Source organism: Asaia sp. W19, assembly GCF_003994335.1.
GTDB lineage: Bacteria > Pseudomonadota > Alphaproteobacteria > Acetobacterales > Acetobacteraceae > Asaia.
This window is the reverse complement of sequence record NZ_PNQZ01000052.1, coordinates 1-18,209: the sequence shown is the minus strand read 5'-3', so window position 1 is coordinate 18,209 and position 18,209 is coordinate 1. Positions and strand designations below refer to the sequence as shown.

Here is an 18,209-nt window from a genome sequence, read left to right as displayed (position 1 = left end):
GTGGCGCGCAGGGTCTGCCCAAGCGCCGCCAGATGGGCCTCTTCGGACTCAGCCATGCTGCCCATTTTGTAGATGGCCGCACCGGCCCCAACGGCAAGGGCCGCAATGCCGACCGGACCGGTCAGGAGCCCGCCCACGATACGCATGGCATTGCCAAAGCCGCCCATGACCGTGACCATGTTCGGCACCTGGTAGAACGCAGCTTTCATGGCGCCACCACCGGCAAGCACCTGGTCGGCGAATTTATGCGCCTCACCGGCCAGGATACCGATCTGATAACTGGACAGCCGTGCGGCCGTCGCGCCCTCGGCCAAAGCGGCATTATGCTGCCTGCTGGCTCCTGTTGCGGCGTCGAATTTCTCTTTCTGCGCTCCGGCCGATCTGGCGATCCCCGCCAGAGATCCGGCATATTGCTCCTGCGTGATTTCACCGGCCGCGAGGGATTTCTGCAGCGCCTCGATATTGGCCGTGCGCTGGCGGATCTCGCTGCTCAGCTTGGCCTCTGCGCGCGTCGTCTCGTCGAACTGCCTGGCTACCGATGCACCGTTACGACCGAGCCTTGTAACCTTGCTGTCTGCCGCCTCTGCCGCATCGCCCAGCTTGATCAGGGACGCCGCATCGTCCTGCGCTTTTGCAAGATTGCTCTGAAAGGCAATGTAAAGCTCAGAATAGGTCGTCGCCATGGTCGTGATCTCGCTTATTCTCTTGGGCGAATTTCCAGCGCCGGATAAGTCATGAGGGTACCCGCCCGCGTCCTGCGCTCACCTGATGCGCCGCGCAGGAGATAGGGGGCCTGGGGGGCAATGCCGCCGCCCAGCCGGACGAAGAGCTTGCCGAAATTAAGGGTAGGAAACCGGCGCATCAGGCCCTGACGCACACGCTCGATCTGATTGCGCCGGATCCGCGGCTCGAGCGCGCCGGTTTCGATCTTCCGCGCGTAGGGAAGCGGGTTGACGATCAGGATCGTGGCACTAGCTGGCAGATCCTTGAGAGGCTGCTTCCAGAGCTTGTCATCGCAGAGGACCACCCATGAATCACGGAACTTTCCGCTCCGGGTGGGCGATGTCGACCGGCACAGGTCGAGCCCTGCTTGCACAGCCTCCCCGGTGAGATTGAAGCGATAGAGAATGGCCCCATCCAGACGCACACTGATTTCGGGCGCATCCGCCTTGCCATCCACATAGCGCCGCCAGCTGGGCGGCGCCTCACCGCGAGCGATCAGCTCATCTCGCGCAGCGATCGCCCTGCGCGCCATTTCGGCACGCAAGGCCTCGGGCGAGAGCGTGCGATCGACAAAAAGCCGCAGCGACCGGCTGAAGGTTTCGGCTCTGGCCATGGGTCATCCCTTGAGGAATTCAGCGATGCTGGCTGTGATCTGCTCATTTCTGTGCCGCAGGAACACGGCATCGAGCGCCCTGACCTGAGCGATCAGCCAGGACGTATCCTCTTGCGTGACGGCATTGGCCTGACACCAGAGCGCGAGCGCACTCCAGGTGATTCCTGTCGGGCGGGACACGCCCCGGATCTTGCCCATAGCGGCCCCGATCAGATCGAAAGACCAGACGCGGTCATGTTCCAGATCGTGCCAGCACCTCCAGGGGCGTTCCAGAGCAGCAGGAAGTACTGGCTTTTCCGCCAGCAGAACCTCCCTGATTTCCGGCGCTTCATCCGGCCGAGAAACGGGCTGAACTGAAGTTCCCAGGCCAATGCCTCCGTCAGTTTCCCACGGCTTCCTCATGCTCGCGGGCGCGATCGTCACCCACACGGGCTGCCGCCGAAATAGCGAGCGCGATCAACATCGGCTGATCACCAGCAGAGAGCATCGTTCGAAACTCATCCAACGTAACCTCCCTTCCGTCATCATGGAGCAGCCCCTGCACACCGATCACGCAGTGATCGGCAATGGCCTGCCCCTGCGCCAGATCGTCTTCGGTAGGAGGCAGGTTCTCGGGTCCATAACTCAGACCGCCGGGCTTTTGCCCACGGTTGAGCTTGCGGGCGGCCGCCATTTTCAGATCATGGAGCGCATCACGATATCTCGGGGTAAACCCGCGTGTGGTGATCTCGAACGTGTTGCCGAGCGGGCCGACCTCGATGGTTTCGCCCTCGCGCATACGGTCGGCATTGCGGGAGAAAGCAGAGAGTTTTGCCATGGGGAAAATTCCTTAGCGTTTGGATCAATAGGTTTGGAGACTAGGGCGCGCGCCTGCGCGCGAGTTTACGCGCCAGCGGCAGCTGAAGGCTTGAAACGCCGGATCGCGAATGTGCCACCGCCAGGCTGCGGATTACCCTCGATGTCAAAACTCGCGATCACAGACTGATTTTTACCGCCCGCATTGATCTGGGGATTTTGCAGCGAGGCGTTGAGGAACCGCAGATCGTAGCCCTGGCCGAGGCCATCGCGCACCGTTGCGGCGATCTCGCCCTGCTGGCCATTGATGAACCGGTCATACAGCTCGTAATTGCGGAACAGGATCTGGAGCCGCCCTGTGGCCAGGAGTTCACCAGGCCGGATGCCGCAGGCATCGGCATGGCCCATGCCGTAATCGGCATCTGCGCCGTTGCGCTGCAGCGTGACCTCGAATTGCCGCACGCATCCCTCAGGCGCGACACCGCCGATCGTCAGCCCTGCGAAGCCTTTGACCGTATCCAAAACTGTGCCGTCTGGTGCCGGGAGCAGGCTCGCAGCCGGGGAAGTGCCCTGACGATGTTCGCCCTTGAACATGAGGTCGAAAGAGGTCTGCGCGAAGCCGCCCTGATTGAAGCTGAGCTGCGCCTGGCGAATAAAACCGCCATTGCGCACAAGCCAGGCCTCACCGAGCCGTTCGATAAACGTCCAGCATTTGACCAAACCGCCGTTTCTCAGTCCGTCATCGGTCCAGTCAGCCCCCATGACGCCTGCCAGCAGATCGTCATAGGTGCCAAAGGAGAGCGCTCCGGAGAGGCTTCCCGACACGTTGACCTGTGTTGTGACCGCCTGGGCCGCTTCGGGAGTATCGTTGATTTCTTCGGGGCGGTTCCGCTGGAACTGCTGGCGAAAGCTCTCACCGGTAAAGCGCGCCGCTTGATATGCTCCGGTCGGGGGAACGCTGAATTGCTCTTCGAAGGCGAAGGCGATCCGCGCGTCATTCGTCTGGTACGCTGCCGCGTAATTCTTGGTGGCACCTGCAAAGGCCATGGATTCGATTCCCCATAAAAAAAGCCGCACAAGGCGGCGGGTTCAGCTCTCGAACTGCGTAACGAGGTGGCCGTCAGACAGTGACACCGTATCGGGCACACCAGCGACGCAGCAGCGCAGCGACTTCGCTCATCTCGCCATCCGAGAGGGGCACATTCCAGATGAGGGATACTGCGTGATGCACCTCGCCGCGCTGGGCCACGGTGTTATCCGCATTGGGCTGCGATCCGATTTCGAGGGCTGTCGACGAGACGGTGTCAAGACCGGGGCCGGTGCGGACCTGCGAGGCGTTCCAGGTCAATGCCTGCACAAGCCCCTCGACCTGCGCGCCCTGCCGCCGACAGCGCAGCGCATAAAGGCCCCACTTCGTCATGTCTCCTGTGCGCGGCGGCGTCGTATTCCAGGCGATCGGAGGTGAGCCGGGAATGCGAGCCCGTATTGCGCCCTCCGGCGCAGTAGCAGCAGTCAGGACCATCATGAAATCACCCATCCCGACTCCATAAGCCCCCATCACGGCGCCGTCGGTCACCAGCCCGGCACCTCCCTGGTTCTCGGGCGGGACCGGCATCCGGACAACGGCGAAAATCGTCATTTCGCGTGGCTCCAGAATATTTGTCTTGAGATAATTGCTTCCTCCCCTGGTCGCCATATAGGGGAGCGCATTCCCAAGCACCCCCGGGTGCAGTTCGGGGGCTCCTACGACCAGCGGCAGGCTGCCACCCACCGACATATTGCTGTTGACCGCATCCCCCGTAAAAAATGAGGCAAAGACCGGCTGATGTGCCGTTGGCGCGATCCATCCCCTCCCTGACGCGCTGGCGTCGGTATTGCCCAATATCAGTCTAGCCATCCGCTCGGCTCCTAAAGGTATTTGTTGAGAGATTGCCCCACGAGGGATGCCAGGAAACGCACGCCGGTTTCCGTGGGGTGTGTCGTGTCCCAGAACAGCAATTTGTCGCTGCGATTGGCGATCGGCCCTGTGCCCCACGGATCGATGAAGCAGTCTGCATCGATATCCCCGGTCAGGATTGCGGCATGCAGGCGATCATTCAGGGCGCGATTATACTGGCCGATCATGAGCAGCCTGCTGTAACCCGCCTTTCTCAATCTGGCGTGTATTGCCTTGTTCTCGGCGACGATCTGATCGATGCTGACGCCCGTATTGATGTCATTATTGCCGAGCCAGGTGATCGCATAAGCGGTGCGGGCCTGTCCGATATCGGCGCAGACATTTTCAATCGTGTAACGCAGAAAATCCTGCGCTTTCGAGCCTGGAACGGCCCAGTTCCTGACCGAGAGCGGGCGGCTGAGATACTCGGCGAGCATCTGCGGCCAGCACCAGCCATCAAGGTTCAGAAAGCCTTGTGTCGTGCTGGAGCCGATGCAGTCGAGGCGATCGCGCAGCTGCGGGGCCATGGCTTCCGTCGCTGCCGCATTGCCCATGACCTGCTCGATTTCGGCATCCCCTAGCGATCGACGCAGGATCGCGACACTCGCCAGCATCATGCCGCAGCTTTTGCCGCTCTGGGCAACTGTGCCCCCCAGGCCGCCCCCGGTCAGCGTCTTTGCCGCAAACCCTGCAGGCAGATCGATTGTGGATCTCTGGGGGCGTGGCGCAAGGATATCGAGCGTTGCACGACTATCGGGGTCCAGGCGCAGCACTGTTACGCCGTGAGACACGTCAGGCGTCAGGCTCGATTGCCCGATGACCGCGTGAGGATCTTTGCCAGCGAGCGAGAAACGCCCGCTCTCATTACCGGCGCCACCGACAAGGGCAATGCAACTGTCGTTAGTTTCGCCAAGTGAGAACGCCTGGTAGGGCCGAGATGTCGGGCTGTTGATGGTCGCAAACGAGCCGGTCGTGATAACCGTTACGGCCGAGGCCGCAAGCGCCAGGGTTGAGGGAAACCGCAGCACCTGCGGGGGGTAAGGGTCCGTCGACCATGATATGAGGCACTCACCATTGTGATATCGGGCGCAGAGATGCGGGTTGCGCTCGGGCAGGATTTCCCCGGTTTCAGCCTTGTAACCGAGCGACGTCGCATGATTGTCATGCCCGCTCTGATCATAGATCCGCACAACATTGATATTGCCTTTCGCTGCGGACATTGCCGCCGAAAGATCGTCTGCATTGAGATGACCGCGCTCGTCCTGATGCAGGGTGACTAGCCTCGTTCCCCCTGCGACATCGATAGCCACATCGAGCAGCGGCCCACGATAAGACGATTTGAGACGCCTCACGCCATAGAGCGCAGCCACGTCATCCGCGAAAAGGTCGCCGATGCGCGCAGGGATCGTGTCGATCCGTCTCCAGATGGCGCAATCCTTGTCGGGATAGGCCATACGCCAGCAAGTGCCACGAGCCTGCCAAAGATCGCCAGGTAAAAAGCCCTTGCTCGCGTCGTCAGTGTACTTCGGATCGCGCACACGTAGCGATCTGGCGTCATCGCTGGGGGTATCCGCCACAGAGGCCTGCGCCTCATACGGCCGCCAAATCACGAAACCAAAATCATCGGTCACGGCGAAAGAGGGCTGGCGATCATCGAGCAGCTTGAGCGCACCTGCGCGCACGGCACCGTCCATGATCCCGATAGCAGGCGTATTGCTCGGGTCGGAGCGATAGGAACCATCCCCGCCCAGGTGGCAGAGCAGGAAGCCATTGGCATCCAGCACGGTCAGCCCTGTCGGAGCGCCGTCATCGATAAGCTGTACCGCCCCGGCCTTGATGCCCTCAGGAAGCAGGCCAAAAGCTGCAGCAGGGCCATTTGCACTTCTGTATGAGCCATCTGCACCGATCGAGGCCAACAGGAAACCGCATTCATCCGTGATGTTGAGGACGGCATCACCTGCCATATCGAGCAGTTTGATCGCCCCGGCCGCAACACCGCCTTCGGTAAGCCCGAAGCGGGGGGCCTCAGCGACGCTGCTTGTAAATGATCCATCGGTGCCGATAACGGCAATGACATGGCCGACATCGTCGGTGAGTTCCAGCGCCGCACGCGCACTGCCATCCTGGATTGTCAGGGAGCCCGCGCTCACAGCCCCGAGGGAGCGAATAGTCTGCGCGACAGCTGCCCACGCGGCGCGGGCGTAGTAAATCCATGCGCCGTTTCGATACCAGGCGGCGTCCCCTTCATGCCATTCTTTCTGGCCATTGATATCGGTCGAACCCGCTTTCGAGACGACCCAGAGATCGCCCTCATGCGGATCGGACGCAAGCAGATCCGGCGTATTGGTTGCCGCGTCCCAATAGCCCCGGAAAACGAGTGGCGCCGAGCCTGCAAGCCCAGCCGTGATCATGACCTTGGCCGCAGCGACTTCCGAAGCAACCCCGCCGACTGCCAGTTGAGCCGACAGTGCTGCGCTCTCTGTTCGGGCAGCGGCCTTGCCAGCGACCTGCGCCTCGTAATCGGCGGCATCGATATGGAGCAATGTCGGATCCCCACCGATCCTGCGCGAAAGCGCGATCGCATCTCCCTGACGTGTCTGTCCGACGCGGGGCGATGCGCTGATTTCCTGTGTCATGACACCTCAAGGAGATATTGTTTGGTTGTTGTTGAGTATTGGTTCTTGGTTGACCGCTATGAGTTGGTAACCATCAGGCTGGATCATCGAAACCGAAATCGATCCGCCTGATACGCTGCCCGGTTGTGCCTCGATATCGAATGCCGCCATGAGAACTGTGCCCCGCCCACTCGCATTGACGTGGGGATTGGAGATCACCGCCTTGGGAAACGCGATGGCGTAGCCGTAACCGTCCCGGTCTATGACCGAGAGCGAGAGGGGGCCGACCGCAGACGACAGAAGCGCTTCATAAGCGTCATGCCCGCGCAGCATGACCTCGATGCTTGCTGAGGCCGAAAACAGGCCCAAACGAACGTCATGGGCAAAAGGTGATCCTGCGCCAAAATCGAGAGTCGCCCCACTCCTGCCGAGGGTGAGCGAGATACTGCGCACCACACCGGGACTGATCAGTCCATGCAGCGTGAGATCGAGACGCGCCTCACTCGAACACAGCGCCGCCCGTGAGGGCGGCGGATCATCTGGTGCCGCAGCGTCTTCGGAGATGACGCTCTCCCGGGCATAGATCACCTCGCAACTGACTTCCACGAACCCACCCTGTGAAACGGTCAGGGTAAGACTGCGGATGACCATTCCCTTGCGATAGAGCCATCCTTCACCAAGACGCTGCCGCAACGCCCAGCTGTGACGCGTCGTGCCATTGGTGATCGAACCCTTTCGCCAGGAACTGCCTAGTGCGCCTGCAAGTAGCAAATCCAGGCTGCCAAACGAAAGCAGGCCCTTGAGCGTGCCGCTTCCGTTAATCTGACTCGTGACACCGGGCGCACGTACCGCCTGGGGATTGCGCTCATCCGGATAAGCGCGCTCCTGAGAGAGTGCGAGACTGACCCCAGAAAGGCGCAATCGCTGAAAAACTGATGACGGCAATTCGCCATAAGCTGGCTCAGGAGCGATCGCGAAAGACGAGCGATCGCACAAAAGACCGGCAGCCCATCCGGCAGTCTGACGCGTCTCGCTCATAATGGCCGTTCTATCCTGTCCTGATAGCGGTAGCGGATCATGAGGCTCATGCTGATCCAGTTCCCGGTCGTGTCGGAATCGGGCGGATACAGACTTTGCCCGTCGTAATAGAGGCCCTCGGGCCAGGGCGCCGCCTCGACCAAGGGCGCCCGAAACGCGGTGCTCATGGCCTTGCAATAGGTCAGGGCATCAGGGGTCGAGATCCGGCCCACACGCATGGTCAGATACAGCGCGATCTCGCCTTCCTCTTCCATGGCGGTTTCGCCCAGGCCGAGCCGGTCGGATCGGCTGGCCTGGGCTTCCATGCGCCAATGAAGCGGCGGACGATCTTCCTGTGTCTGCTTCAGCACGTCGACCAGCGGAATCTCCTGTTCTTCCGCGACGAGCTGGGCGCGGGCAAAGGCGTCATTCCAGACGGTTTCAGACAGCATTAGGAGCCTCCCGAAGCGATCAGCGACCAGCCACAGAGTGTGCCCCGGTCGTAAACCGGGCTGGCATCGGTCAGGGTGTAGGTTCTCGGCCCATCACGCAGCTGGTCGCCCTTGCGGGGCGTATAGCCGGAGCGGTTTGTCTCATCGGCGGTGATCTGGGCCAGGAGCGGGGCCTTGCCCACACCCTCGGCCAGCTGGGCGACCTGGGGTGGCGGGGCGTAACTCTGGACCGTCAGGCTTGCGCTCAGATCGGCCCGACTCAGCACCATGACCCGCCCGGCGCGCTGGATCTGCCTCCTGCGTCGGCTGGCGCCCACGCTCATGACAGGCCTGCCTGAGCGTAGCGGGCGAGGATGGCGGCGGCGTCGGGCGGCAGACCGCCCAGGCTTGCATCGGGCGTGGCCCAGCTGCTCGTGCCCACACCCTGCTCGCTTTCCGAACGCAGGAGCGGATCGCCGCGCTGCGTCGTGTAGAACAGCGCACGGGCCGTTGAGAGCGTGGCGGCGCGGATATCGGCGGGCACGGTCGCGGCCAGAGCATTGCCCTGTACGTCTTTCATACCCGGCACGATCCAGCCACCTCGATAGGTCACGCGGTAGCACCCCGGCCACCACCAGGCTCCCTGCAGGAGCGACGGGCAGAGCAGGCCGGACAATGCGCCGGATTCCCAGCCATCCGGCCCGGGATCGAGGGCGAAACCGTCCTGCGTCACGTCGCCGATCGAGATCAGCGGCGTGACGGCCAGGGCGAGAGACAGGCGGCGCTCGCCATCCCCGACGCGCAGGGTCTGGCGATACAGACCCGCCAGGACCGGGCGACCCAGCGTGGCCTGAACGAGCGCCGTGGCCTGGGCCAGATACTCGCTCAGCGCCGGGTCGCTGATCTGAGCGGCAGGCTCGCCCGACAGCTGCTCGCGCAATGCGGCGAGCGAAGCCAGAGCGAGCCCCTGGGCGGGACTTTCGAGGATGGTGAGCGTCATAACGGCCCCCCCGATCAGCTGCCAGTGGCAGCGGCAGCGAACGTGCCCTTGATCAGCGCCTGCGGGCGATAGACGGCGAGCGCCAGGCGTTCCTCGGCCAGGATCGTGACCATGTTCTTGACGAAGTTGTCGCGGTCCTCGGTCGAGATCGTGACCGTGGCATCCTCACGGTCGAAAATCTGCGCCGCATAGGCAAAGGCGCCGGTCAGGAAGTTGCCCGCCTTCATGCTCAGGCTTTCAGCCACCGGCAGGCCCCAAAGCACCGGCCCTGCAAGCCCGGTCGGGTTGGCGAAGATATAACGGCCCTGCGTATCCTTGGTCATCTCGATCGATGTCCAGTCGGTCGGGTTCAGCACATGCCCGGTTGCGGGCAGTTCGGCCATGGTCGCCTGCAGCTGGGCCAGACGCAGCCGGTCGATCATGGTCTCGGTCTTGACGTTTACGCCTGCGGGCTGGGCGTAAGCCGCGGCCTGATTCATCAGCCCGTTGAGGTTCTGACCCGTGCCGTCACCATTGAGCAGTTGATCCTCTTCCTTGAAGGCCAGACCGTAACACAGGCGACCATCCACATAACTCGCCAGCATCGGGGCATCGGCCAGGATCTGCTTTGAGGCCATGACGAAATGCGCAATGGTTTTGACGCCGAGCGTCACCAGATCGAATTTGAGTTCGGATTGCGGCTTGTTGGCGCTCGGATTTTCGGCCACCGGGGCGGCGCTGTTGGTGAACAGCGTTTCGCGCACGTAGTCGATTGCGCCCGATTGCGTGGTGCCGGGAATGAGCAGCCCGCGAATGGTCATGCGACGATCGGGCGTAACCTGAATGATGTTCGGCTGGCGGTCGGCCACGACAAGCCCGGTCGTGCCGGAGTTGCCTGTTGTGCTGCCCGAAGTAATGGCCCGCATTTCGACCGTGACACGGCCCTTGAAACGATCACCAGCGCCGATTGCGGCCTTGACCTCATCGCTCTCGACGAAACGCTGGCCGAGCGAGCGTGTCTCGCGCGAGCCTTCCTGGCCCCCACGGGCGGCCTTCTGCTCGATATCGGCCAGTCGGGCTGAAAGCCCATTCATTTCGGCCAAGGCCTTGTCTGCGCTGGCCTTGGTTTCTTCCGTGACCTTGCCGAGGTTGCGTAGTTCCGTGGTCGAGGTTTCGGCGAAACGCTTGACCTCATCGGTCGCGCTCTTGAGGTCGCGAATGGCCTGTTCGTAATCGGACATGGGGTTTTCCTCATGAAAAAGGGCGCTCGAGGCGCCCTGTTTTGTGTTCTGGATGGATGGAAAGCTTCGTTGGGGGCGGGATCAGCCCGATCGACTGGCCCCACGCGGGTCGGGCAGGCTGAAGCCCGAGCGGAGGGCCTCGACCAGTTCCCGATCGGCAGCACGCAGCTCCGCCACATGAACTGGCGTCAATGGCCCCACCGGATAGAAACGCCTGCGCATTTCGGTCACGCGGGCGAGCGCATTTGACGGGTCATCCACGAGGCTGACTTCGTGCAGATCCACCGCCTTGATGTGGCGGCGCGGTCCGCCCGGCTCGGTGCCCTGGGCTGCCCCGTTCTTGCGCACGGAAAAGCCGATGGAGAGGCCGCCGAGCGCGCCGTCCTTGACCAGACCGTAAAGCCTTCGCCCGTAATCGGTATCCATGCCAGACAGACGCCCGCGCAGATGCAGGCCGTGCGCGTCTTCGCTGGCATCGTCCCACACGCCCACGGGCAGGCCGTCACCGCCGAAAAACCCGTGCATGACGTGCATGGGGATGCCGCGGCCTTGCGCCTTGCGCTCGGCCAGCGTCTCGGCAAAGGCACCGGGCAGGACGATATCGCCGTGCGCGTCCTGATGGCCGAACACGCTGCCATAGCCCTCGAAGCTGCCTTCTTTCGCGTCGGGGGCAAACTTCCACTCGAAAGCAGCGGCCAGATATTCACTCATTGTCATCTCCCGTGATGCCGGATCTGCCGGGCGTTGGACTCCTGGCGGGTGGGTCTTGCCCGCTTGTGGCGGTCAGTGTGCGAGGCTTGCCGATATCGGCAAGCGGGATCATCTGGGCCTGCACCATGAGCACATCGCCGCCCGGCATGGGGGCAAGGTTGTCATTGGCGCGGGCCTCGTTGACGGTCATCCAGCCCGAGCGCAGCGCGGTTTGCATGTAGCCCGCGCGCGCCGTGCTATCGCCGCGCAACAGCGCATCCACATTGAACCTGGCGAAATAGCGGTCACGCTCGGCGGGCGAGAGCAGGCAGCGCGCAACGGCTTGCTCGATGCGTTGCAGCCAGGGCATGAGGCCGTATTGCAGGAACCAGAGATTCATTTGTTCCAGCCCGGTGCCCCAGGCCGTGGATTTGTCCATGGCCCCGATCATGACCGGCTGCACCCCGAACCACCGGCAAAGCGTCGCAACGCCCAGCTGGCGGGTTTGCAGAAGTTGCAAATCCTCGGCCCTGAGCCCGATGCTCTCGACCTTCCACCCGCCCTCGAGCAGGGGCGTCTTGCCCGCATTCATCGCGCCCGAGTAATCGGCCAGAATGGTCTTGGCCTGCTCCTTTTGCGGCAGGGTGAGATAGGTCGGGGCTGAGATATAGGTTTGCGAGAGCAGCCCGTTTCTGAACATGCGCCCCGCCGTTTCCTCTGCAGCGAGTGCGGCGCCGATGGATTGCCGCCCGGCCGTGATGGGCGAGATGCCCATGAGGCCGTCGAAACAGAAACCCTTGATGTGGAAGATCTGGCCCTCATCGAGGATGAGCGTTTTGCCCTGATAGCTGTAGCGGTAGACCAAGGCGCCGGTCGCCCTGTCACGCTGCACCGTCATGCGATCGGGGCGCAGCGGGTTGAGCGCCACGATCTGGCCGTCACTGCGCCGCATGACCTGAGCGAACCCATTGCCCCAGGCGAGGCAGCACGCGGCCATGCACGACCAGAACTCGATCGGCGTCATATCGGCATTGGGCGCGCGGGCCAGCACGCGATAAAGCGGATGATCGCGGGCCAGAGACGATTGCCCGTCGCCCTGCTGCTCGTGCAGCTTGAGCGGCATCGAGCCGATGGTTTCGGACAGGAGCCGGATACACGCCCAGACCGTGTCGAGTTGGAGCGCGGTATCGACCGAGACGCTCTGCCCCGCAATGCTGGCTCCGCCTGCCATGAAAGCGCCGAGGCGCAGATCGGTCAGCGATACGCCCGTGACGGAGTGAAAAGCCGCGCTTGCGGCCTTGTAGGCCATGCCGCGCAGTCTTGTGGCGATGCTCATACGGCAATGATCCCGGTTGAAAGAAAATCATCCATCCGGCCGCCACCGGGCGGCTCGGGGTTGCGGCTCATCAGCGTGACGGCATTGAGCAGCGCCATCAGCGGGTCGATCTTGAGATAGCCCGCCGCCTGTTTGGTGATGATGATGGCATTGCCTCTCGGCTCCACTTTTGCGTTCGAGACGGCCCAAGCCATGATGGGCCGCGCACCGTGGCAGAGCGTGCCATCCGCCAGCTTGGGCTCGGCGGTCTTGATGGCACCCGAAAGCGTCCAGCCCTGCGAGATACCCACCACGCGCTCATGCGCGATGCCGATTGCGGCCAGCGCATCGACAATGGCGCCGACGCCCATCGGGTCGAGCCCCACGATCGCGAGCTTGTTGCTCTGGTCGATCGTGCCGAGTACCGCCACCAGCTGGTCGATATCGGTGCCGGGCTCGGCCGTGATGACCAGATCGCCCTGCGTCTCGAAGTCGCGCAGCTGGCTGGCCTCACGCTTGCGAAGCGCCAGCACACCCTCGAACACCCAGCTTTTCTGCCAGTGCAGCCACTGGCCGGTTATACGATCACGCCCGAGGATGGCGAGCGACAGCAGATCGTCGAGCCCGCCGCCGTCGATGCCTGCCACGATCACCTCGCAGCGTTCGATAAGGGCCTCGAGGGTCAGCGTGTCGTCGCCTGCGCCCTGCCAGTAATCGGCACCCACCCAGCGATCGGAGCGCAGGGCCAAACCAATCTCGACGTTGAGATGCTGCGAGGCCCAGCTGGCCAGCTCGCCCACGCCTTTCTCGCGTGCATCCTCATACTCGCGCTTGAGGCGGTCCAGCGTGATCGACCGCCCCAGATTGGGCAGGACCATCGGCCAGTAGGCGGGATCTTCCCAGGGCGCGGCCTCGCCAGGCAGTTTGGAGGGCTGCTGGATATCGGGCGGCAATTCGTACAGGACCGGCAGAACCGGCTGGAAGCGTTTGCCGTCGCGGATCTCGCGTGCGCGGATGAGATCCTGCGCGAACACGCCCCGAGGCGGCCCGTCGCTCTGGGTCGTGATGATGGCGAGGAACGCCTCGGGCTGCGAGATCATGCCGCCACGTATCTGGCGCATGACGCTGCCCGCATCGTTGCGCATGGCGATCACATGCTGCTCATCCACCAGCACGCCTGCGGGCTTCACGCCAGTCATGACGTCCGGGCTGAACGCCTTGACCTGCAGCGTTGCCCCGGTCGCATGAAATCTTAGGCGTTTGAGATGCTGCTGCACCTGAAAGCACCGCATCAGCGTGCGGTCGTTCTGCACCATGCCGAGCGCCTGGCTGAAGGCGAGATCGGCGATTTCCTTGGTCGGCGCGACGATCAGGAATTCGGCGTTCGGGCGTTCATTGACGATTACGGCCGTCAGCATCAGCCCGGCGCCGTTTGTAGTCTTGCTGTTCTTTTTCGGCACCAGGAGGAACAGTTCCTGGATGGCGCGCATACCCGTGTCAGGGTCGAGCGCGCCGAACAGGGCCGAGACGATCTCGCGGAACCAGTCGCCGCAGGCTTCGGCCATGGCGGGCGTGCCCGGCACGTCAGGAATGCGCAGCCGGTCGAAGCAGCGCACGGCCCGCGCCGCGAGAACGGGATTGACTGGCTCCAGATCCGGCAGGAGGGACCGGGCAGCACGCAAACGCGCCTCCCAGTCCTTCCGGCTCAGATCCAGCATGTCAGTTCCTTCTGTTCATCGGGGGCAAATCGTCGCCCCAGCCGCTATCGAGGCCGGGTAGGGCAGGTTGATCGTCGCGTGGAGCTGCGAGCCGGGCATGGGCATAAGGGAGCGCGGCCTTGGCGGCATCGGCGCGGATGGCGGCAGCCAGACCGCGATTGCGGTAGATATGCGTGAGGAAAGTGAGCGGTGAGCAGGCCTCGAGTTGCTGCGGGCTCATACCGCTCAGGGCATCGAGGCCGGGTGCAAGCGCCGAAGGATCGACCACGAGCGGGCCGTTCCAGTCCACCTGCTTCTTGTTCCGGCTGCCCTTTTTGCGTCCGGCGCCAGGACGCGCGCCACCGTGAGCCATTTATGCTCCCTTTCCTTGATAACTTGATTTCCTTGATAGACCGGAAAATCTGCCGCTGAGCCTTGCGCGGTTGCGGGGGTAAGCTCCGGTCAGACTTTCGACCCGCCCCCTCGGGGTCAGCGGGGCGGGGTTTCGCGGGTGCCAAGGCAAGAGCCTGGTCTTCGAGCCAAACGCTTTATTCGAAATCCACTTCATCGTTTGCAATCGATTTCGCGTCTCTTCCGTTCTGTTGGCAATGCACCGTAACCAATTGGCACTATGATTAGCTTTGCTCTTTTTCAGCCGATCCAACACTGAACGGAACGAACGAACACATGGTCTCTCGTCTCATTTCTGAACGTCATCCCTGGGTAAAGTATCTCGCACTCATCAGCATGGGCGTTGCGATCTATGCCGGGGCAATCTGGATCTCTTTCTCACTTATTGTCGCTTTGGCATGGGGAGCGGTCATCGCCATTGCTGTACGACCGATACAGCGCAAACTCGGTCAGTTTCTCGGTGCGAAGATGGCGGCCATCAGCCTTATTGGGCTGACATGTGTGGCCTTCACGATCATGGCGGGCATAGCGGGTTATGGCGCGGTGACCGAAATCGGATCGCTTTCAGAAAAAGCCCACCATCTCATCGCTCCTCACCGAACATCGGCCGCGGCGAACGGTCCTGACGCAGTCACGCAAGATCATGCCGCACCGCCGCAGAACGACGAGAGTGCGGGAAAGCCGGAGCCGACAGATCATAATGGGGAAGAAGCAAGATCAAGCTCAGGTGACAGTGCAACGCCAGCCCTGCCACCTGCCGTCTCCGCTCGGATCGACAAGGTCAAAAGCGTTCTTCCAGCGAGCATTGCGAACAAGATCGATCCGCAGCAGATCATGAAGATGGCCAAGGCCCAAGCCAAGTCGGTCTCCAAGATCGCGGGGCTCGCGGCTTTCAAAATCCTCAAAAGCATCCCGCATCTCCTGGAAGCCTTTTTCATTGCGATGCTCACCGCAGCATGCTGCCTCCTTTCCTATGGGCGGGTCACCTCGTCTCTTCGCAGGGTCAGTATTGAGCTCACCCAGCGTGACGATATTCTTCTGCACATCGTTCGGAGCATACGTGGTGCCGTCAACGGACTGGTTCTTGTCGGTATCGGTGAAGCGCTCGTCTGCTCGCCTTTGATCTTCATCGCCGATGCCAGCCATGCCGTCATTCTGACGATCCTTCTGGCCATTGCCGCCTCGATCCCCTTTTGCGGCTATCCGGCGGCAATTCTCGTCGGCGGCATCGTAGCGGCTTCAGGGTCGATGAACATGGGCATCGCCGTTGCTGGCTGGGGGCTCTTCGTTCTATTCTGCGGTGAGCATTTCGCCCGTCCGAAGTTCATCTCCGACGAGACCCGCTTGCCATTCCTGCACACGATGATTGCCATCCTGGGGGGCCTGCACATGCTTGGCCTTGTAGGCCTCTTCATCGGGCCGGCCATTGTGGCTGCAGCTCACATGCTGTGGTGCGAACTCGATGGTTCTCGCCGCGGCCAGGAGAGCTCAAAACAAACTGCCTGACTCGCTTCCTAAACGGTTTCACGCCAACGGATCGCCCGAACGCGGGCGGTCTTGGTGCTGTGGCAGGAGCCGCAGAGCAGCCGGACATTACCCGGATCGAGCAGGACACCGCCGTCTTTCAGTTCATGGATATGATCGCCGAAGATACGACAGCCGGTGCGGCCGCAAGCCTCGCAGCGACGGCCGCGCTGGGCGAGAAGGCGTGACATCAAGCTGCGCCATTCGGATGAGAGATAGAGGGAGTTTGTCTGCTTCGGCAGCGCCTTTGCAATGCCGATTTTGACGCTACGCACCGCTGGCAGGACGCATTGCAATCTGCGGACTGCCATGGACCGTCACTCCAGAAATCAGGCACAAAAAAAGACGCCTGCCCGAATGGGTAAGCGTCTCGCGAGTATGGTTCTCACATATCTGCAAATTGGAAAGATTGGAAAGAGGAAAATGCATTTGGCTGGATTTTTTTTGCAATGACTGCACAGGCACGTTGATGCCACGCCTTTGCAGTGACGTGCGAAGTGCCAAGTTTATCGCCGATCTTCCGCCATTCCCACTTATGGCGACCCGAAATCCGATGCACGATTAGGCGCATGTTGACCACGGTACGCAGCTTGCGGTCTTCGATCATAGGCACCCAGGTCAGAACGATATCGAGCCGTTCAACCTGGTCGGCGGTAGGCCGAGGCAGGAAGTCGTCGCTTTCACGATTCCAGCCAAGATCTTCCAGATCACGCACATAGTCGGGCCATGTGCTACCAGTCCCGGCGGGACGCAACCCGGTGGCTGGAAGAGCCGCAAGCGTCAAGGCAGCCTCATCCAGCCATTCGCCCACCTGTTCGGGCAGGCTGCGGTCAGGATCAAAACGCAGCGGCATCTTGCTCATGAGGAAAGGCACCCACCGAAGGAAAAGTCGATCCCGAAGACTAAAAGAGGAATCCAAATTACTTTCATCCGTTCAGACGGCGGCACGATTTTTCGATATGGTCCTTCAGGAATATTATCCTCGGTGCATCTATGAAGCAGGTCACGAACGCGTTGGCGAACATCCTTTACGTCGGGCGCTAAGGTTGAGATCCACTCGCGCTCAGGGTTGAGCCACACTCCTTTCTCCTCGGCCACAAACCATATGCCGACTTCTGCGAGAATTTGTTTCGCCTGTTCCTCAGTTGGACAAACGGAATACTGTTGCCCCGAAGCAGCTATCAAAAGCTCCCGAAGTGTATAGCCGTCATCGTTAATCGCTTTAAATCTATGCGATGACATAGAATTCGCAACGAAAAGAAGCTTGCCAATATTCACGCTGCCTCTCTCTTTTCTCCAAGGAAGTCAGAGCGCTGAGGCATTGAGCCGACCATGCCATTTTGGCGCCACTCATCGACAGCGCTGAGCCATTTGGAATTTACCGCTCGGTCCACTGGCGAGACGTCAGGCACCGCCTCGCGCAAATCGTCTCTCACACCACCGTTGAAGTATTTGAGCGTTCCGATCGGCTTAGCCCGCTCTTTGGCGTCATACTGAGCCTTAACCCGCTGGATTGCACCCAAAATAACGGTCTCGATCTGAGCTTCGGGCAGCCTCTGCCTCATGCCCTCAGCAACCCAGTCTCGGACGATACCCCAACCGTTCATGTTCCTGACTTCGTCAAAGCCAGCCTCCCGGAAGGCTTTTGGCCCAATACGCTGAAACGCCTGATCGACGTCTTTCGGCTCAAGCTTAGCTTTATCTTCGAAGCTAATATTACTAGCTAAGCTAGCTACGCGCGAGGAGGTTTCAGTTTGGGTTTTTGAAAAGTGCTCTTCTGCCATGGTTTTACCTCCTGCAATCGGCATCATGGCCGTTCGTTGGCGAGGGTCGCGCTGGGGCGTTGGATTGGTGTTTTTCGGCGGTCTTCCGCCCTTTTTGCCGTTTGCGCGGTTCGCGAGCGTTCGCGCATCAGGCATGAGCTCAGCGGGCCATCCGACCGTCCCGCTGGCTGCGTCCCAATAGATCAATTCGCTTTTCGATTGGGTTATGAGTTGGGTTATGAATTCCGCTTCCGACATATCGAACCGAATGCGCGCGATATCCGAAAGCGATGGCATGCGCCCCCGGCCGAACGCGAGGCGACCATCATGACCATGCTCCAGAACAAGCCGCATGAGCGCATGCCAGATGCCGACAGCAAAGAACCCGAGGGCGCGCAGGCGCAGGTCCTGATCTGCCATGTCGGAGATTTTTTCGAGAGGCTTTTTGCGTGCCATATC

20 protein-coding genes and 1 pseudogene are annotated in these 18,209 nt (G+C 61.5%); 1 reads left to right on the top strand and 20 read right to left on the bottom strand.

All coding sequences use genetic code 11. The annotated features are described in order from the left end of the window. The 16 genes and pseudogenes from C0V97_RS09720 to C0V97_RS09645 form a co-directional block, all read right to left on the bottom strand. Window positions 1-683 (bottom strand): annotated as a pseudogene (locus C0V97_RS09720) (phage tail protein); the annotation flags it as partial. Between the two features lie 14 nt (window positions 684-697). Then, the gene (locus tag C0V97_RS09715) at window positions 698-1,336 is read right to left on the bottom strand and encodes a hypothetical protein (RefSeq protein ID WP_127102413.1); all 639 of its coding nucleotides are present in this window, start codon (window positions 1,334-1,336) and stop codon (window positions 698-700) included. A gap of 3 nt (window positions 1,337-1,339) precedes the next feature. Then, window positions 1,340-1,738, bottom strand: a complete 399-nt coding sequence (locus tag C0V97_RS09710; protein WP_127102412.1) for a hypothetical protein — start codon at window positions 1,736-1,738, stop codon at window positions 1,340-1,342. Then, complete coding sequence (locus tag C0V97_RS09705; RefSeq protein ID WP_127102411.1) at window positions 1,716-2,153, bottom strand: hypothetical protein; 438 nt, start codon at window positions 2,151-2,153, stop codon at window positions 1,716-1,718. Before C0V97_RS09705 ends, C0V97_RS09710 begins: the two co-directional genes overlap by 23 nt. Before the next feature lie 65 nt (window positions 2,154-2,218). Further along, complete coding sequence (locus tag C0V97_RS09700; protein WP_127102410.1) at window positions 2,219-3,178, bottom strand: phage tail tube protein; 960 nt, start codon at window positions 3,176-3,178, stop codon at window positions 2,219-2,221. A gap of 73 nt (window positions 3,179-3,251) precedes the next feature. Continuing rightward, complete coding sequence (locus C0V97_RS09695) at window positions 3,252-4,028, bottom strand: hypothetical protein (protein ID WP_127102409.1); 777 nt, start codon at window positions 4,026-4,028, stop codon at window positions 3,252-3,254. Between the two features lie 11 nt (window positions 4,029-4,039). Continuing rightward, window positions 4,040-6,703: an SGNH/GDSL hydrolase family protein gene (locus C0V97_RS09690; protein ID WP_127102408.1), complete on the bottom strand. Its 2,664-nt coding sequence runs from the start codon at window positions 6,701-6,703 to the stop codon at window positions 4,040-4,042. Between the two features lie 6 nt (window positions 6,704-6,709). Continuing rightward, the gene (locus C0V97_RS09685) at window positions 6,710-7,720 is read right to left on the bottom strand and encodes a phage tail tube protein (RefSeq protein WP_127102407.1); all 1,011 of its coding nucleotides are present in this window, start codon (window positions 7,718-7,720) and stop codon (window positions 6,710-6,712) included. After that, the gene (locus tag C0V97_RS09680) at window positions 7,717-8,151 is read right to left on the bottom strand and encodes a hypothetical protein (RefSeq protein ID WP_127102406.1); all 435 of its coding nucleotides are present in this window, start codon (window positions 8,149-8,151) and stop codon (window positions 7,717-7,719) included. The genes C0V97_RS09685 and C0V97_RS09680 overlap by 4 nt, the downstream gene beginning before the upstream one ends. Continuing rightward, on the bottom strand, window positions 8,151-8,474 hold the full coding sequence (locus C0V97_RS09675) for a hypothetical protein (protein WP_127102405.1): 324 nt from the start codon (window positions 8,472-8,474) through the stop codon (window positions 8,151-8,153). The genes C0V97_RS09680 and C0V97_RS09675 overlap by 1 nt, the downstream gene beginning before the upstream one ends. Continuing rightward, window positions 8,471-9,130 carry a hypothetical protein gene (locus C0V97_RS09670; protein ID WP_127102404.1) on the bottom strand — a complete coding sequence of 220 codons (660 nt, stop codon included), beginning with the start codon at window positions 9,128-9,130 and terminating at the stop codon, window positions 8,471-8,473. The genes C0V97_RS09675 and C0V97_RS09670 overlap by 4 nt, the downstream gene beginning before the upstream one ends. Before the next feature lie 14 nt (window positions 9,131-9,144). Next, window positions 9,145-10,350, bottom strand: coding sequence for a phage major capsid protein (locus tag C0V97_RS09665; RefSeq protein ID WP_127102403.1), 1,206 nt, complete (start codon window positions 10,348-10,350; stop codon window positions 9,145-9,147). A gap of 81 nt (window positions 10,351-10,431) precedes the next feature. Next, entirely contained in the window at window positions 10,432-11,061 is a 630-nt protein-coding gene (locus C0V97_RS09660) for an HK97 family phage prohead protease (RefSeq protein WP_199751789.1), read from the bottom strand. Beyond that, window positions 11,054-12,376, bottom strand: a complete 1,323-nt coding sequence (locus C0V97_RS09655) for a phage portal protein (RefSeq protein ID WP_127102401.1) — start codon at window positions 12,374-12,376, stop codon at window positions 11,054-11,056. The genes C0V97_RS09660 and C0V97_RS09655 overlap by 8 nt, the downstream gene beginning before the upstream one ends. Next, the gene (locus C0V97_RS09650; RefSeq protein WP_127102400.1) at window positions 12,373-14,073 is read right to left on the bottom strand and encodes a terminase large subunit; all 1,701 of its coding nucleotides are present in this window, start codon (window positions 14,071-14,073) and stop codon (window positions 12,373-12,375) included. Before C0V97_RS09650 ends, C0V97_RS09655 begins: the two co-directional genes overlap by 4 nt. Window position 14,074: 1 nt before the next feature. Then, the gene (locus C0V97_RS09645) at window positions 14,075-14,425 is read right to left on the bottom strand and encodes a hypothetical protein (protein ID WP_127102399.1); all 351 of its coding nucleotides are present in this window, start codon (window positions 14,423-14,425) and stop codon (window positions 14,075-14,077) included. Window positions 14,426-14,739: 314 nt separating this feature from the next. Here C0V97_RS09645 and C0V97_RS09640 point away from each other — a divergent pair, with 314 nt between their 5' ends. Then, entirely contained in the window at window positions 14,740-15,969 is a 1,230-nt protein-coding gene (locus tag C0V97_RS09640) for an AI-2E family transporter (protein WP_127102398.1), read from the top strand. 8 nt (window positions 15,970-15,977) lie between these two features. On the opposite strand, the gene C0V97_RS09635 is transcribed toward C0V97_RS09640, so the two are convergent. The 4 genes from C0V97_RS09635 to C0V97_RS18345 all read right to left on the bottom strand — a co-directional run. Then, window positions 15,978-16,298: an HNH endonuclease signature motif containing protein gene (locus C0V97_RS09635; RefSeq protein WP_127102397.1), complete on the bottom strand. Its 321-nt coding sequence runs from the start codon at window positions 16,296-16,298 to the stop codon at window positions 15,978-15,980. A gap of 74 nt (window positions 16,299-16,372) precedes the next feature. Continuing rightward, window positions 16,373-16,849, bottom strand: a complete 477-nt coding sequence (locus C0V97_RS09630; protein ID WP_233582087.1) for a DUF6362 family protein — start codon at window positions 16,847-16,849, stop codon at window positions 16,373-16,375. Further along, complete coding sequence (locus tag C0V97_RS09625) at window positions 16,846-17,265, bottom strand: hypothetical protein (RefSeq protein ID WP_127102396.1); 420 nt, start codon at window positions 17,263-17,265, stop codon at window positions 16,846-16,848. The genes C0V97_RS09630 and C0V97_RS09625 overlap by 4 nt, the downstream gene beginning before the upstream one ends. Next, the coding region (locus C0V97_RS18345; RefSeq protein ID WP_158625396.1) for a hypothetical protein at window positions 17,262-18,209 on the bottom strand (948 nt) is incomplete at its 5' end. The genes C0V97_RS09625 and C0V97_RS18345, both read right to left, overlap by 4 nt.

What these genes read in the sequence shown, in the direction of transcription:
- C0V97_RS09715 (WP_127102413.1), bottom strand. Translation starts at nt 1,336, where the DNA reads ATGGCCAGAGCCGAAACCTTCAGCCGGTCGCTGCGGCTTTTTGTCGAT.
- C0V97_RS09710 (WP_127102412.1), bottom strand. Translation starts at nt 1,738, where the DNA reads ATGAGGAAGCCGTGGGAAACTGACGGAGGCATTGGCCTGGGAACTTCA.
- C0V97_RS09705 (WP_127102411.1), bottom strand. Translation starts at nt 2,153, where the DNA reads ATGGCAAAACTCTCTGCTTTCTCCCGCAATGCCGACCGTATGCGCGAG.
- C0V97_RS09700 (WP_127102410.1), bottom strand. Translation starts at nt 3,178, where the DNA reads ATGGCCTTTGCAGGTGCCACCAAGAATTACGCGGCAGCGTACCAGACG.
- C0V97_RS09695 (WP_127102409.1), bottom strand. Translation starts at nt 4,028, where the DNA reads ATGGCTAGACTGATATTGGGCAATACCGACGCCAGCGCGTCAGGGAGG.
- C0V97_RS09690 (WP_127102408.1), bottom strand. Translation starts at nt 6,703, where the DNA reads ATGACACAGGAAATCAGCGCATCGCCCCGCGTCGGACAGACACGTCAG.
- C0V97_RS09685 (WP_127102407.1), bottom strand. Translation starts at nt 7,720, where the DNA reads ATGAGCGAGACGCGTCAGACTGCCGGATGGGCTGCCGGTCTTTTGTGC.
- C0V97_RS09680 (WP_127102406.1), bottom strand. Translation starts at nt 8,151, where the DNA reads ATGCTGTCTGAAACCGTCTGGAATGACGCCTTTGCCCGCGCCCAGCTC.
- C0V97_RS09675 (WP_127102405.1), bottom strand. Translation starts at nt 8,474, where the DNA reads ATGAGCGTGGGCGCCAGCCGACGCAGGAGGCAGATCCAGCGCGCCGGG.
- C0V97_RS09670 (WP_127102404.1), bottom strand. Translation starts at nt 9,130, where the DNA reads ATGACGCTCACCATCCTCGAAAGTCCCGCCCAGGGGCTCGCTCTGGCT.
- C0V97_RS09665 (WP_127102403.1), bottom strand. Translation starts at nt 10,350, where the DNA reads ATGTCCGATTACGAACAGGCCATTCGCGACCTCAAGAGCGCGACCGAT.
- C0V97_RS09660 (WP_199751789.1), bottom strand. Translation starts at nt 11,061, where the DNA reads ATGAGTGAATATCTGGCCGCTGCTTTCGAGTGGAAGTTTGCCCCCGAC.
- C0V97_RS09655 (WP_127102401.1), bottom strand. Translation starts at nt 12,376, where the DNA reads ATGAGCATCGCCACAAGACTGCGCGGCATGGCCTACAAGGCCGCAAGC.
- C0V97_RS09650 (WP_127102400.1), bottom strand. Translation starts at nt 14,073, where the DNA reads ATGCTGGATCTGAGCCGGAAGGACTGGGAGGCGCGTTTGCGTGCTGCC.
- C0V97_RS09645 (WP_127102399.1), bottom strand. Translation starts at nt 14,425, where the DNA reads ATGGCTCACGGTGGCGCGCGTCCTGGCGCCGGACGCAAAAAGGGCAGC.
- C0V97_RS09640 (WP_127102398.1), top strand. Translation starts at nt 14,740, where the DNA reads ATGGTCTCTCGTCTCATTTCTGAACGTCATCCCTGGGTAAAGTATCTC.
- C0V97_RS09635 (WP_127102397.1), bottom strand. Translation starts at nt 16,298, where the DNA reads ATGGCAGTCCGCAGATTGCAATGCGTCCTGCCAGCGGTGCGTAGCGTC.
- C0V97_RS09630 (WP_233582087.1), bottom strand. Translation starts at nt 16,849, where the DNA reads ATGAGCAAGATGCCGCTGCGTTTTGATCCTGACCGCAGCCTGCCCGAA.